The sequence below is a fragment of the Sphingobium sp. DEHP117 genome (assembly GCF_030867385.1).
Classification (GTDB): Bacteria; Pseudomonadota; Alphaproteobacteria; order Sphingomonadales; family Sphingomonadaceae; genus Sphingobium.
The window spans coordinates 862,929-877,373 of sequence record NZ_JAPFBJ010000002.1 but is presented as its reverse complement, the minus strand read 5'-3'; the positions used below and the strand labels follow the sequence as shown (position 1 = coordinate 877,373).

The window sequence follows — 14,445 nt, the reverse complement described above, 5'->3', positions numbered from 1 at the left end:
GGGGCATATGCTGACGGAAATCAATTTTGACGGGATCGTTGGGCCGAGCCACAATTTTGCCGGGCTGAGCTTCGGCAATCTCGCGGCCACGCACAATGCCGGCACCACCTCCTACCCTCGCGAGGCCGCGCTGCAGGGCCTCGCCAAGATGCGCGTCAATATCCGCCTGGGGCTGGCCCAAGGGATCTTCCTGCCGCATGACAGGCCCGATGACCGCTGGCTGGCCCAGCTCGGAACGGACATGGCGCGGGCAGACAGGGCATTACGCGCCAATGCGCTTTCTGCTTCGCCGATGTGGGCGGCCAATGCCGCCACGGTCTCACCTGCGCCCGACACTGCCGACGGCCGCTGCCATCTCACCGTCGCCAATCTCGTCACCATGCCGCATCGCAGCCATGAGTGGGCACAAACGCTCGCCCAGCTTCGTCTGGCCTTTGCAGACCCGAACCATTTCGTGATCCATGAACCTGTGCCTCCCCCCTTCGGCGATGAAGGCGCGGCCAATCATATGCGTCTTTGCCGCGCCCATGGCGAACAGGGTATTGAGGTGTTCGTCTATGGCGAGAGTGGTGGTCCATTCCCCGCGCGCCAGCATCGGGAAGCCAGCGCGGCTGTGGCCCGGCTGCACGGCCTTGACCCGGCTCGCACGCTGTTCGCCCAGCAGTCTCCCGAAGCCATCGCCGCAGGCGCCTTTCATAATGATGTAGTCGCCGTCGCGAATGAGATGGTGCTGTTCGCGCATGAGCTGGCTTTTGCCGAGCCCGCGAAACTTTATGAGGGCCTGCAAAGGCTGTTGCCGGACATTGAGATCGTTGAGGTGCCAGCCAGCGCCGTCAGTCTGGAGGATGCCATAGCATCCTATCTGTTCAACGCTCAGCTTGTTAGCCTGCCAGACGGTGGAATGGCGCTGATACTGCCCGAAGAGGCTCGGCAAAATGCCCGCGTGTGGTCATGGCTGGAGCAACTGGTGGCCCGCAACGGGCCGATCCGTTCGCTTGTTCCGGTCGAGGTTCGCCAGTCGATGGCGAATGGCGGTGGACCGGCGTGCCTCCGCCTGCGCGTGGTGGCCGATCCCGCAACTGTCGATCCGCGCTTCATGGTCGATGAGGACAAGCTTGACCGCATCGAAGCGATCGTGGCCAGGCATTGGCCGCAAATGATCATGGCACATGATCTCGACAGCCCGGTGTTATGGGCAGACATCAGGGCTGCGCGCTCCGCCCTGCTGACGTTGCTCGATCTTGATTGTTTTTGAGAATGAAATGGGGCGGATCGACATTCAGATGATGACGTGACGAAAATGTCGGTTTTCCGTGACCCGGAGCGCAGCGTACTTAAAAGTACGTGAGCACCGGAAGCGCGGGGAACCGATATTTGCAGGCCGTCAGGGCTGAATGTCGATCCGCCCTAACATTGTGCCGCAGTCGATCTCCACACCCAACTATCCACAGCCGCCCGAGACAATAACGTCCTGAGCGCCGCACCGGCGCCTCGTCAAACCGGCTTTTGGCGGTGTTGTAGCCGCCGGGAGCGCCTCCCCCGCCTCCGTCCGCGAGGCCATTATCGTTCAGATGTACCTGTCCCCTGGGTCGTGACGCGATGCCCGGTTCGGGATGGCCGCCCCGAACCGGGCGGAGGGATCGGATCGCGCATCGTTGCCTATCATCGGGATCAGCTGATGCACGTCCAACACCAGCGGCGTTAACTATGACCAAAAAGGAAAAATCTACTGTCTTCTGCTAGAAATATACCAGAACGGTTCGTGTGACTGCGATTTTCGTCGGGATCTCGAGGGCGGTTTAGGGTAAGATAATGATAATAGTATTAGTTTTGGGAGCTATGATAGGCGCGGCGGCATTCTTGTCCTGGCGGCAGCGCTCGATCCGCCGTCGTGATCAGCGTCTGCGGGACCGTGAGCGTATTTGCACGGCGATACAGAAGATCGGTTCGCTCGACTTCGACGAAATGGATATCAAGCTGGAAGGTCGGGAACTGCACGATGTTAAGATCTCGCTCGATAAGCTCCGCCCGGCGATAGAGGAAAAGGTCGGCCAACTCGCCTGGCAGGCCGATCATGACAGCCTGACCAATCTGTTGAATGCCAACGCATTTCGGATGCAATCCGAACACCTGCTGACAACATGTTCCGATCTGCCCCAGCGGGGGTATCTGATCTATTTCGATGTCAATCATTTCAAACGGATAAACGACACGCTGGGGCATCACGCCGGAGATCAGGTTCTGGTCGCCATCGCTGATCGCCTGCGGATCGCTTCCATGACGTTCGCCGAAAGCAGGCTTCAGGAAGTTCTGGCTGACGGCGACCGTGAGGCTCTGGACATGAAGCTCGCCCGCCTGGGAGGCGACGAGTTTGTTGTATTCGTACCCGGCGACATCGGCCACGCGGCGATCGAAAAATTCGTCCAGCGGCTGCAGCGCCTCATTTACGAGCCTTGCGCGGTTGGCATCCAGACCCTTCGCATCAGCGTTTCCATCGGCATTGCGGCGGCCGCTGACAACGACAATAGTTTCGACAGGTTGCTGGCCGCCGCCGACAGCGCAATGTATGCCGCCAAGAGCGTGGGCGGAAACACGTACAGATTCTTCAGTGAAGACATGAAGAGTAACGCGGACCGCGTTCTCGAAAAGGAGATCGAGATCCGGAGCGCGGTAGCCAAGAACGAGTTCGAGCTATATTTCCAGCCGCAGCTCAATCTCCGCACGGGGCGGATCGACACGGTCGAAGCCCTGATCCGATGGAACCATCCGGAAAAGGGACTCGTCCTGCCCAATGATTTCATTGGCTTCGCCGAGACGCACGGTCTGATCGACGAAATCGGTGACTGGGTCATCACCGAAGCAGCCAAGATCGCCGCGCGGTGGCGGGACCAGGGCTTCGACTTCAAAATATCGCTCAATATTTCGCCCAAGCAGCTGCAGCGAGTCGAACTCATCCCCCTCATTCGGGCAAGTCTCGCTTACCATGGAGTAAGCCCGGAGCAGATCGAGATCGAAATTACCGAGGCGGCAATCATGCGCGACGAAGGCCATTCTTTTGATCGGCTGGAAAGCTTGCGCAAGGATGGCGTGAAGATCGCTCTGGACGACTTTGGGACAGGATATTCGAACATCTCGCAACTGATGATGTTGCCGATGGACCGGCTGAAACTGGACCGCTCTCTGATCAACGATATTTCCATGGATCAGAGAAAGTGGGTGATCGCGTCCGGAATGATCAACCTCGCCAAGGAGTTGGGCTTTTTGGTTGTGGCCGAGGGAGTCGAAACGCGGGATCAGTACGACCTGCTCGCCGAGGCCGGTTGTGATTTCATCCAGGGATTTTTCCTCTCAAGGCCGCTGCCGGAACAGGAAATGCTCTCCTTTGTCGGTAAGGGCGCCTATATTCGCGATCTGGCATTGCACTCCGCAGACTCTCACGCCCGACTGGCATCGGGTTGGGCGTGACTCTGACGTCTCCCAGCCAGTTCATTCACGCTCTTGTGACGGCCAGATTGAGCAGATGATGCGAACATGGCATCGTCTGCCCATGCGGACCTGACAGTCGTCACCAAGTATGACAAGTCAGCGAACAAAATATTAACTATAACTCGATACTTTGGGATGTTCTAAATGTAGGGAACATCGCCTTATGCGTAATCCATTGATGTTGACTGTTATTTTTGGCATGGCTGCGATAGATGTGGTGCCAGCGCACGCAACATCGGTTGAAACGGCGCAGGGGTCAGCGAGCGAATCGGTGCAACCGGCCGAGGACGGCGCGGCCGAGCAAAAGGGCGCCGCGCAGGACGAGCTGCTTAACCCGCACTATTCATGAGGCCTCCGCTCCGGGTTCGTGCGAGCATGGTTTGTCGGTCGCCGGGTGATCAGAGCAAGCTCCTCCGGCGGTTTTTTCACCGCGTCAGGATCGATGGGCTTTTCGAGGTTGAAGGACGAGGGCTCGGGCTTTGGGCGGCACTGCCGCGCTGGTTATGTGGGTGCCGGCCGGAGGCCGGTGGCAATGGTTCTGAACAGGCTGGCATCGGGACAGGCTGACGCGAAGGCGACGCGGATGCGCGTAGCGGTTTCGATGATGCGGGCGGCGACCTTGAGCAACCGCAGGCGCAGCGTTGCGAACTCGGCGGTGGCGAGCGCGGCAGCCTTCGGGATTTCCTGCTGGATGCGCCACACGAGCCAGTAGGCGGCGGTGTGCAGGATGAGGCGCATCTGGTTAGCATTGGCTGAGCGGCACGAGGTACGATCGCTGGCAAGCTGGGTCTTGTGGCGCTTGATCAGGTTCTCGGCGTTGCCGCGCGCGCAGTAGAGGGTGTCGTAGATATGCTCAGCCGAACCTTCGGCCAGCGAGGTGACGACATAGCGGATGTCCATGCCCAGCGTGCTGGCCTCGATCCGGGCGACGACGCGGCGCTGGCACTTCCAGCTCTTCGCGCCGTAGCGGGTCTCGGCATAGTTGCGCAGGACCGGATATTGGCGCTGAGCCCGCTTAACCGCGCAGGCATCGGCGGCAGCGACGATTTCGGGATCAGCACGCAGCGCGGCGTTGGTCGGCAGGCCGAACACGTAGTCGACGCCGGCCGCCTCGCAGAAGGCCATGACCTCGGGCCGGCCATAGTGCCCGTCGCCGCGGATGGTGATGTGCGTTTCGGGCCAGTGCCGGCGCAGATGGCGCACCAGGCGCCGGATGTGGCCGGCAGCTTCGGCGCCCGACGGTGTCTTGCCGGTGCGCAGCAGCATCGCCACCGGTCGGCCGGTGGCAGTGTCGTAGACATGGATCGGCAGGAAGCAGCGCTCGCCATGATGCCCGTTCCAGAAGGAGAGCTGCTGATAGCCATGAACAACGTCACAGGTGTCATCGATATCCAGCGTCACCGCCGCCGGCGCGGCGGGGTAGCTGGTGCAGTAGATGTCGATCATCGCGGCCATCATCCTGGCCAGCTCGCGTGTGGTCGGCGCATTTTCCCACCGGCTCATCGTCGGTTGGCTGGCCAGCCCCGCGCCCGATCCCGGCAGCTTGCCCAGCGCCAGGCGGAAGCCCGGATCGTCGCGCAGAGCGTCGAGATCATCGGCGTCTTCATAGCCGCAGGCGATCGCGAACACCCGGGCACGCAGGATGTCATCAAGGCGATGGATCACCCGCACAGGGTCCCGCGGATCGGCAATGCAAGCCGCAAGCCGCCGGCAAAGCCCCATCGCGCGCTCGGCCTGTGCCAGCAGCAGAACACCGCCATCCGAGGTGAGCCGACCTCCGTCGAACGCGGCTGTGATCTTCTTGCGCCCGATCGCTGGAAACGAAAATCCCGGCGCGCTATCATCGCTCCCGGCGGGTGTGGCCCGTGGCATAAATTGCCTCGCTGCAGGACTGGTCTAGACACCCATTTTCCTACATCAAAGCAATCGCTTACACCACTCCCGCCAACCCTTCTGACCAAGCCCGATGAATAAGCCGGGTTAACATGTCTCTCGAAGACCTGTTGTCGCAGGAGGTCACAACCGCTTCCAAAAAAGCGCGGCCGATCGGCGATTCCGCTTCCGCGATCTACGTCATAAATCAGGACAACATCCGGCGTTCGGCTGCGCGGACCCTGACCGACCTTCTGCGGCAGGTGCCGGGGCTGGAGGTTTTCGACCTGTCGAGTTCCGGCACGTCGGTGTCAGCGCGAGGGTTTTCGTCGCGTTTCGCCTCCAATCTGCTCGTCATGGTGGATGGGGCGGCCATTTACAGCACCTCCATTTCCGGAATGTTCTGGGATCAGGCGCTCATGCCGCTCCAGGATATTGAAAGGATTGAGGTCATTCGTGGCCCGGGCGGAGCGCTGTGGGGCAGCAACTCGATCAACGGCGTCATCAACGTCATTACCAAGCAGAGCGTCGATACGCAGGGCCTCAGGGCATCCGGGCTCGCCGGACTGCGGGACGCAAGGGCGGAACTGGGCTATGGCACGCGTCTTTCGGACGAGCTGGGCGTCCGCGCCTACGGTACGTATCGCCGTTCCCAAGGCATGAAGTTCAGCGACGGCAGCAACGATCATGCTTCATGGGAAGGTGGCCTGGGCGGGGTCCGTTTCGACTATGCACCGACCAGCAAGGACAGCGTGGTGTTCCTCTCGGAATATTCCAGGGGCGGGTTTACGCAGCCGTACAAAGGCTTTGCCGTGGGACCCACGGGAGTGACCTTTCCCATTTCCTATGTCGACAACGATTTTTCCTCAACGCACATATTAAGCCGCTGGTCGCACACCGCGTCCCAGTCACTCACTCTTGCCGGCCAGGTCTATTTCAACCAGCTGAAGCGGGAGGAGCTGGGCGTGCTGGTAGCGCGGGATCTCTATGATGCGAGCTTCGAAGGGCATTGGCAGGCCGGTGCACGGCATGAAATCGGCTTCGGCATCTCGGGCCGGATTTCGAGGGACCGTATTGGTGGCAACAATCTTTTCACCCTCATGAAAAACAACAGCAATGTCGACCGCATCGCGACCGGATATCTGGAAGACGAGTTCTCGCTTATTCCCGATCGACTGAGGATCACCCTCGGGTCGAAGTTCGAGCATAACAATTTCAGCGGCTCCAATATCCAGCCCAACGCCCGGATTTTTTATCGCGCCAACGACAAGCTTTCGATGTGGGCTGCGATTTCTCGTGCCGTCCGCACGCCTCTATTGCAGGAGCGTGGAGTGAAGGCGACGCTTGAAACACCGTTTCCGCTTCCCGGTTCCGGCACTTTGGTTCCGGCAATTTCCACCGTGATAGGCAACCCCGAGTCGAAACCCGAAGTGCTTGATTCGATTGAGGCGGGGCTATGGAGTTCGCTGGGCAGAGGATGGATCTTCGACGTCGCCGCGTTTTATAATCGCTATGATGATCTGGCGAGCATTAACCTGTCTTCCATAAGCCCGCTTTTTCTTGCCGGTTTTCCATTTCCCGTCGGGCTTCAGACAACAGCGGCATTTGGAAATGAGGCAAAGGGACGTTCGTGGGGAACCGAGATTCTCCTTTCGGGCAACCTCGCTCCCAACTGGTCGATGGAGGCGTCCTACTCCTATCTTGATCTCAAGATCCGGCCCAAGACCGGTTTCGAAAACATGGCTTCGCCTGTCATTACCGGTGGCCTTTCGTCTCATCATCAGCTGCGGTTGAAAACTGCGGTCGACCTTGACGACCGGTTCGAGGTCAGCGGTGCATTGCATTATGTCAGTCGGTCGCTGGACGGCCTGCGCCCCGCTTATACCGATCTGGGGCTGCGCGCGGAGTTCCAGGCCACTCCCAACATCCAGATTGCATTGTCGGGAAGCAATCTGCTCAAGAACAAGCGGCTTGAATATTACCAGCTCAACATTCCGTTTCCTCCCAACTATGTGGTGCGGACCGGACAGCTTGAAATACGAACACGGTTTTGACGGAGACAGTCATTGTATCGTCGTTCGCAACAGAGCCAGACAATGAGGTGCCTGACCGTCCTTTGCGGCGTGCTCATGCTGACTGCGACCGGTGGCAATGCCGCCGCGCAGAGCAAGGGAGACGTCAAGGTCGCGATCATCTATAATATTCTGAGGTTTGTCACCTTCCCGAACAACACCGCGACGCTGACTGTATGCGCCCGGCGCCAGGACTCGCTCGTCGAAGGCCTGAAAAGCCTGGAGGGTCGTGCCGTATCGACCCGCAAGATTACCGTTGCGGTCTATGACAAGATCGATCAGGCGGCCAATGAATGCGATGTCGTTTACGTGGGTTACGCCTCCGCCCGGACCCTTCAAAAGCCCGCACGCGGACAAATTCTGATTGGAGAGGATCCGTCCTTCGTTGATCAGGGCGGAACCGTCGGACTGGTAAGCTTCGGCCCCCAGGTCAGGTTCACGATAAACGCCCGGGTAGCCCAAAGCTCCGGGGTCCGGTTCAGTTCGCAGTTGATGCAGCTCGCGGCGAAGGTGATCTCATGAGAAATTTGACCTGCTTTGGATCTGCATTGAAAAAATGGCCCTTCCGCAGAAAGCTGACATTTGGTGGCGTATTGGCTACCGCTACCGCCGTTTTTCTTTCGGTACTCGGCTTGATCGGTGTCCAGTATTTCCATTACCGCGACGCCGCTGATCAGCAATATACGCAGCTTGTTGACGTCCTCGCCGGCAATCTTGGCGCTGCTATCGTTTTTGAGGATCAGACGGCGGCCAATGCCATCCTCGATTCGGCCCGCGCAGTGCCAAACATCCAATGGATCGAGGCCAGGAGGTCGGACGGCAAAGTGGCCGCAACCTATATGGCGCCCGACGTTGACAAGGCGTCGATCGACACTATGCGAAAAGCCGCCAATTCCGGAAAAGACGGATGGCTGCAGCAGATGCTGGTCACCCAGGCCACACGATCAGCACCGATATTTGGCGGGAAAACCGAAGTCGGGCGGCTGACTATCGGTTATGGCTATCGCTCCGTCTCGACGATCCTTTGGGAGATCCTCCCAACCGCGACTGTCATCTTTGTCGTATGCATGTCCATCGGAATAGCCCTTGCGGGTTTTCTGCGTAAAATGGTGTCCAGGCCTTTCGATACGCTGTCCTCCGCCATGCAGAAGGTGCGAGCATCGGGCGACCTGCACGCCCGGGTCAGTTTGACGAACGATCCCGATTTCGACGGGATGATCAGCAGCTATAACAAGATGCTGGACGAACTTGAGGGCCGCAATGCCGAACTGGCGACTGCACGTGATGCGGCAGAGGCTGCGAATGTCGCGAAGAGCGCCTTTCTGGCCAATATGAGCCACGAGTTGCGTACGCCGTTGAATGCGATCATCGGATATGCGGAGGTGTTGCGGGGCGATCTTCAGCAGGCCGGTCTTGAGCGGTCCGTCGAGGACGTGAGCTGGATAAACAGTTCGTCGAAGCAGCTGTTGGAGATGATCAACAGCCTGCTCGATCTCTCGAAAATCGAAGCGGGCCGCATGACTGTGGATATCCACGCGTTCGAACTCGGGAAGCTGTTGCACGAGGTTGAAGCTACGCTGCAGCCATTGGCGGCCAAGGAACGCAATACCCTTGTCGTGACCATTGACCCCGAAATAGGGACGATCAAAAGCGACTCCACGAAACTGCGGCAATGCCTCCTCAATCTGGGCGCCAATGCCTGCAAGTTCACGCATGATGGCTTCGTTGAAATCGGCGTTCGAAAAGAAGATACAGAGCTGGTCATCGAAGTGTCAGACACTGGCATCGGGATGACCGCCGAGGAAATCTCCAGGCTATTCAAGCCCTTCGTCCAGAGCGATTCTTCCACCACAAGGCGCTTTGGCGGTACCGGCCTCGGGCTGGCGCTGGTGGATCGCTTCGTCGCCCTTTTGGACGGCAGCGTTGCCGTTACCAGCGAGCCGGGGTTGGGGTCCGTCTTCACGATCCGCCTGAGCCTGTTGCCGAACGAAACGGTATCATCAAACAAAGCCGCGGCCGAAGCCCTGCCGGAGCCTAAAGGTTCCACCCCGGAACGCGTTGCGGGCGAAAAACCCCTGGCGCTTATTGTAGAGGACGAACCGAGCAGCGTAGAGCTGCTCCGCAGGATGCTCAATCGCAACGGCTACGAAATCCTGGTAGCGAGCGACGGGGAGACAGGGATATCCATGGCCCGGCAGCACAGGCCGGACATCATTCTCCTCGACATCGGCTTGCCCAAGCTTGATGGCTGGGAAGTCATGGATAAGCTGGGACAGGAGGAAGCGCTGAGCGCGATCCCGATCGTGGTCGTCAGCGTGGACGACCGCAAGGAACTGTCCATCAAGAAAGGCGCGAGCGATCACTTCGTAAAGCCGGTCAATGTGGATGATCTCGATGCCGTCCTCGGGCTCTATGCCAACAGGCAGCAGGGCGGCAAGATATTGCTGGTCGAGGATGATGAGGCGTCCGTGCGCCTCTATGCCAATGGGCTGCGTCAAAAGGGATTTGAGGTACATGTGGCATGCGACGGTCAGGATGCAGCGGCCATGCTCGAGAAGGATCGATTCAGTATTGTCGTCACCGATCTGATGATGCCCAAGTCCGACGGTTTTTCCTTGGTCCAACTGGTTTCCCGGATCCCCTTTGCCGACCGCCCCCGGATTGTCGTTGTGACAGGGTGCGCCCTGTCGACGGCGGAACAGCGCGTTCTGAAAGAAAACACAAGTGCGGTGTGCCTGAAGGCGGGCCTGACTCCGCGCGAGCTCGTCTCTACCGTTACTGGCCTACTGGAGAGACAACATGACCGTGCATGAACAGCCGGCCAATTTTGAAAACGGCGCTGCTCTCGATGCCAATAGCCGGAAGCGGATCCTTGTCGTCGATGACGTAGAGGGCAATCGCGCGGTCGTTTGCCGCAGGCTTGAGCAGCATGGATATGAGATACACCAGGCCGACTCCGGCGAAGCCGCACTGCAATATATCCGCGAACATTCAACAGACCTCGTGCTGCTGGATTATATGATGCCCAATATGAACGGTATCGACGTGTTGCACGTTCTTCGGCGTGACTGGAACATGGATACGTTGCCCGTCATCATGCTGACGGCCCGTGCCGAGGCATCGGCGCAGGTTGAGGCACTGGAGGCCGGTGCTGACGACTACGTCACAAAGCCGATCGATTTCGAAATTCTGCAGGCCCGTATCACTTCGTTGCTCAACCGGCTGAAGGCCAGCAAGAAGATCCGCCAGGCCGGCACGGCGTCGGACGAACGGGAAGCGATCAGAGTTTTGACCATCGACAACCTGCAGAACGAACTGGAGCGCGAAATTTCTCGAAGGCAACGCGCGGAAGAGCTGCTGGCTGTGGATGTTCCGCGGCCCGCGCAAGAAGCCGCTCCGGTTTCCCCTGCCAATGGCGAAAAGGTCGAGCGGGCGCTGGAGATCATCGATACGATCACCCGGCAGGTCGTGGCAGGTCAGCCAGTAAATCGCGCTCTCCTGAGTTTCCTGCGTTCCATCGTGGAAAAAATGTCCGCCCCCGCCTGAGGGATCGGCGTCGATTGTCAGCGCGACGAGCCGCAAATCCGAATCGAGGAAAACTCCTGAGGCGGATTAAGCTGTCCCGGCGAAGCACCATGCGAACAGTAATGTCGATCCTAGCCCAAGCATGGTTCGCACGCTGTGAAGCTTACCCCAGCTGAGCAGCAATGTCCGGATTTCCGGTTCGGTTTGGTCAGGTCGAATGGCTTTCAGCCGTTTGTTTGTCGGCATGATCGCTAACACAGTGAACGGCCAATTGGCGAGTAGCGCCACGCTACCCGCGATCCAGAGCCAATCGCGTGAAAAATACCATGCGCCCAGGCCGCAAACGCCGCCAACGATGGCTAGGCCCGACTGGATCGGCAGTGCTCTGGCGTAACTCGGCTGCCACTGCGCGAGCAACGGGCCATCTTCCAGCTGCAGCCGAGCGGGATGTTCGACGAAGGTGATGTATCCTGCTGCTCCGGTAAAAAATGCAGCAGCGATCAGCGCGATGATTGGTAGCAGCGTCATGTATTTGCCTCGCTATCAGCGGGGAAGACGCGAAAAACACAGCCAGCGTCTTCCCACGCAAGTTGGGTAAACGCCGCGGCTGAGAAGAACCCGGGAGACGGGCGCAGGAGCTACCGACCTGCCACTCTATTTTCGGCAGGTGTCGGATATCCTGACGGCGGCGTACTTTCAAGCTGATGTTGCCATGACGTGATGCCATCGCAGCTTCGACATCGCGCTAAACTCTGATTCAGGAGTGGCATGAGTCGATACAACCTGACCGACTTCGAGTGGCGCGTGATTGAGCCGCTGTTGCCCACTAAGGTTTGTGGGGATTCAGGATTTCCATTTGGAGTGAGATGTGATTCACACTCCGGATGGAACGTTTTGTACTGACCAACGCCCAGTGGGCAAAGATGGAACCACACTGTCTGGGCAAGCCGACTGACCCGGGGCGTAGCGGAAGGGACAACCGGCTGTTCATGGAGGCTGTGCTATGGATTGTCCGGACGGGTAGTCCGTGGCGTGACCTGCCAGCCCTGTTCGGCAACTGGAGCACGGCGTTCCGGCGGTTTCGCGATTGGCGGGAAGCCGATGTTTTCAAGCGGATTTTCGATGCCTTGTCGGAGGAGCCCGACATGGAATACGCCATGGTCGATGCCACCATTGTCAAGGTTCACCGGCACGGCCACGGCGCAAAAGGGGGACTCAAAGCCAGGCTATAGGCAAGTCGAAGGGCGGCTGGACGACCAAAATAGTCGCGCTTACCGATGCGCTTGGCAACCTTGTCCGCTTTGTGCTGCTACCCGGCAATCGCTGGGATACTCACGGCGTCGCACCACTCATCGAAGGCATCGAACTGGGCGCGCTGCTGGTGACAAGGCCTATGATTCCAACTGGATCATCGACGAACTGAACCAGCGCGGGGCGAAGGTCGTCATCTCACAGATGCCGCAACGGACCAGTCCCGTTAAAATCGATCTGGAGATGTACAAGTGGCGACATCTCATCGAAAACTTTTTCTGCAAGCTCAAAGAGTTCAAGCGCATCGCCATGCGCGCCTGTAAAACCGATCAGAGCTTCTCCGCGCTGATCCAGCTCTGCTCAGCCGTAATCAACTCACGCTGAATCTCAACAGCCCCTAGAGTATCCGTGATGGTCAAGGGAGGGATTTGACCCATACGCGGTCTGCCTTGATGAGAGCGTTAGCGGTGACGATGAGTTTTCGCATGACGGTTGTGATGGCGACCTTTGCGGGTTTTCCGGCGGCGATGAGCTGTTTGTATTTGGCGCTGAGGTCTGGGTTGAAGCGGGCGGCGACGAGGGCCGGCATGTAGAGCGCCTGTCGGACGTTAGCGCGCCCTCCGCGGATGAAGCACTTGCCTTTCCATTGCCCTGACTGCCTTGCGACGGGGGCGAGGCCGGCGAGCGATGCGGCCTGCTTGTTTTCGAGGCTACCGAGCTCGGGCATGGTTGCGATGAGCTGCGCTGCAGTGAGGATACCGACGCCGCTGATGCTGGCGATGATTTCCTGCTTGCGGACGAGTTCCGGATCGGCCTGGATGATTTTCTGAGCCATGGCATCGATTGCATCGATATGGCGGGCAATCTGTTCGAGCCTTTGCTTGGCTTGACGCTTCAACAAGGGGAGGGTGAGGTTCTTTTCGCGGTTCTTGAGCGCGGTACGATCGCGCACCAAGCCATCACGGGCGTTCACAAGTTCGGCCAACTGGTTGAGGTTTTGTGCTCGTTCTGGGCGGGGAGCGGGCTTGAGTGCCTCGGCCATCAGCGCGAGCATGGCGGCGTCGATCGTGTCGGTCTTGGCAAGCGTACCTGTTGCCTGAGCAAATCGCCGCGCGCGTTCGGGGTTGATCCGCACGAGCGGACAGCCCACCAGAGCCTGTTCGAAGGCACGGTGGTAGACGCCGGTTGCCTCGTAAGCGATGCGTTCGACGTGCCACTGTGCGATCCATTTGATCAGTGCAGCATAGCCCTTCTTCGTATTGGCGAACTGCCGGCCAATTCCAGCCGGGCGGGCATGGCAATCAAGGCTCGCTTTGGAGATGTCGATGCCGATGTTTTGTGGTAGAACTGAGTTCATCTTTTCCGCTCCCATGCTTGTCATCCGGGCCGAAAGCCCCGGTATCCGTTCGGGCCTGATGGAAAAGAAAGGGGCGATCCAACTCTAACCCGGTCCTGCTGACCGGCATCGATGCGCGATCCGTCCCCTTCCGCCCGATCCGGGGTGGCCACCCCGGATCGGGCAAATCATTCTGGCCCAAACGGACCACAATGTCATAAGACAAGCATCGTGCGCAAAAGCCTGTCCTGAGCTTGTCGAAGGGTGGGAACCGGTTTTGCGCCAAAAGGATGCGACAACAAAAAGATAGAGCGCGCGTCTTGCGTCAGATTTAGCGCAGCGCGCTCTCGGCAGAACCTGCTGATAGGAGCCCCTTGAAGTAACGGCGCTACGCACGCCTCCGGCTCCATGGCTCTGCTAAGCAGATTTTATCCCCCACTTTACCTGTCGATTTGAACCGCCGCGTGACTGCGGTTCTAACTCCGGTCTCCGGTTAGGGTAAATTTGGCTAGCTGTGAGCTTTCAGGAGGTTGTTCATCCGGCGGACCGGACCAGACTGAGGCTGCGAGACGTCAGCACTGGAGGACCGACCGGATGAACATCCACAAGAATGCCCGAACCACTCCGTATAGCCGAGCCGAGATCGTGCGGCGCAAATTGGTGAAGGAGTTTTCCGCCGATTGTGACCGGACCTTCCGGGCATAGGCTGATAGATAGATCAATCGTCTCGCCGCAGAGTGGCCAAGGTGAGGGCAGAGCACAATCTGGTGCCTCCCCGGAAGACGATCGCCTTTACGGTATCGTCGCTGCTCGCAGTCTCAAGTGCATCGGCGATTGTTGGCTACCTATTTCGTTGACAGGGGGGGTGAGCAATGACGAACTCCAAGACATCGTCGTGCAGCT

10 protein-coding genes and 1 pseudogene are annotated in these 14,445 nt (G+C 58.9%); 8 read left to right on the top strand and 3 right to left on the bottom strand.

The features are described from left to right. Window positions 1-7 precede the first annotated feature (7 nt). The 3 genes from OOT33_RS11270 (at window position 8) to OOT33_RS11260 (ending at window position 3,835) form a co-directional block, all read left to right on the top strand. Complete coding sequence (locus tag OOT33_RS11270; protein WP_307750118.1) at window positions 8-1,255, top strand: N-succinylarginine dihydrolase; 1,248 nt, start codon at window positions 8-10, stop codon at window positions 1,253-1,255. Between the two features lie 584 nt (window positions 1,256-1,839). Then, window positions 1,840-3,465 carry an EAL domain-containing protein gene (locus tag OOT33_RS11265; RefSeq protein WP_307750117.1) on the top strand — a complete coding sequence of 542 codons (1,626 nt, stop codon included), beginning with the start codon at window positions 1,840-1,842 and terminating at the stop codon, window positions 3,463-3,465. 220 nt (window positions 3,466-3,685) lie between these two features. Beyond that, entirely contained in the window at window positions 3,686-3,835 is a 150-nt protein-coding gene (locus OOT33_RS11260) for a hypothetical protein (RefSeq protein WP_307750116.1), read from the top strand. Window positions 3,836-3,987: 152 nt separating this feature from the next. Here the strand turns inward: OOT33_RS11260 and OOT33_RS11255 are convergent, their stop codons facing one another. Then, window positions 3,988-5,358 carry an IS1380 family transposase gene (locus OOT33_RS11255; protein WP_307748129.1) on the bottom strand — a complete coding sequence of 457 codons (1,371 nt, stop codon included), beginning with the start codon at window positions 5,356-5,358 and terminating at the stop codon, window positions 3,988-3,990. 113 nt (window positions 5,359-5,471) lie between these two features. Between OOT33_RS11255 and OOT33_RS11250 the strand changes: the two genes are divergently transcribed. Genes OOT33_RS11250 through OOT33_RS11235 form a run of 4 tightly spaced genes read left to right on the top strand, consistent with a single transcriptional unit; the run spans window position 5,472 to window position 10,976 of the window. After that, complete coding sequence (locus OOT33_RS11250) at window positions 5,472-7,412, top strand: TonB-dependent receptor domain-containing protein (protein WP_307750115.1); 1,941 nt, start codon at window positions 5,472-5,474, stop codon at window positions 7,410-7,412. A gap of 42 nt (window positions 7,413-7,454) precedes the next feature. Beyond that, complete coding sequence (locus OOT33_RS11245; RefSeq protein WP_307750114.1) at window positions 7,455-7,952, top strand: YfiR/HmsC family protein; 498 nt, start codon at window positions 7,455-7,457, stop codon at window positions 7,950-7,952. After that, a complete protein-coding gene (locus tag OOT33_RS11240) occupies window positions 7,949-10,243 on the top strand; it encodes a response regulator (protein WP_307750113.1) in 2,295 nt (764 codons plus the stop codon). The genes OOT33_RS11245 and OOT33_RS11240 overlap by 4 nt, the downstream gene beginning before the upstream one ends. Next, window positions 10,230-10,976, top strand: a complete 747-nt coding sequence (locus OOT33_RS11235; RefSeq protein ID WP_307750112.1) for a response regulator — start codon at window positions 10,230-10,232, stop codon at window positions 10,974-10,976. Before OOT33_RS11240 ends, OOT33_RS11235 begins: the two co-directional genes overlap by 14 nt. Window positions 10,977-11,042: 66 nt before the next feature. Here the strand turns inward: OOT33_RS11235 and OOT33_RS11230 are convergent, their stop codons facing one another. After that, on the bottom strand, window positions 11,043-11,483 hold the full coding sequence (locus tag OOT33_RS11230; protein ID WP_307750111.1) for a DUF1772 domain-containing protein: 441 nt from the start codon (window positions 11,481-11,483) through the stop codon (window positions 11,043-11,045). Between the two features lie 356 nt (window positions 11,484-11,839). Between OOT33_RS11230 and OOT33_RS11225 the strand changes: the two are divergent. Next, window positions 11,840-12,590 (top strand): annotated as a pseudogene (locus OOT33_RS11225) (IS5 family transposase). Window positions 12,591-12,621: 31 nt separating this feature from the next. On the opposite strand, the gene OOT33_RS11220 reads toward OOT33_RS11225, so the two are convergent. Next, window positions 12,622-13,563, bottom strand: a complete 942-nt coding sequence (locus OOT33_RS11220; RefSeq protein WP_307748849.1) for an IS110 family transposase — start codon at window positions 13,561-13,563, stop codon at window positions 12,622-12,624. Window positions 13,564-14,445: the final 882 nt, after the last annotated feature.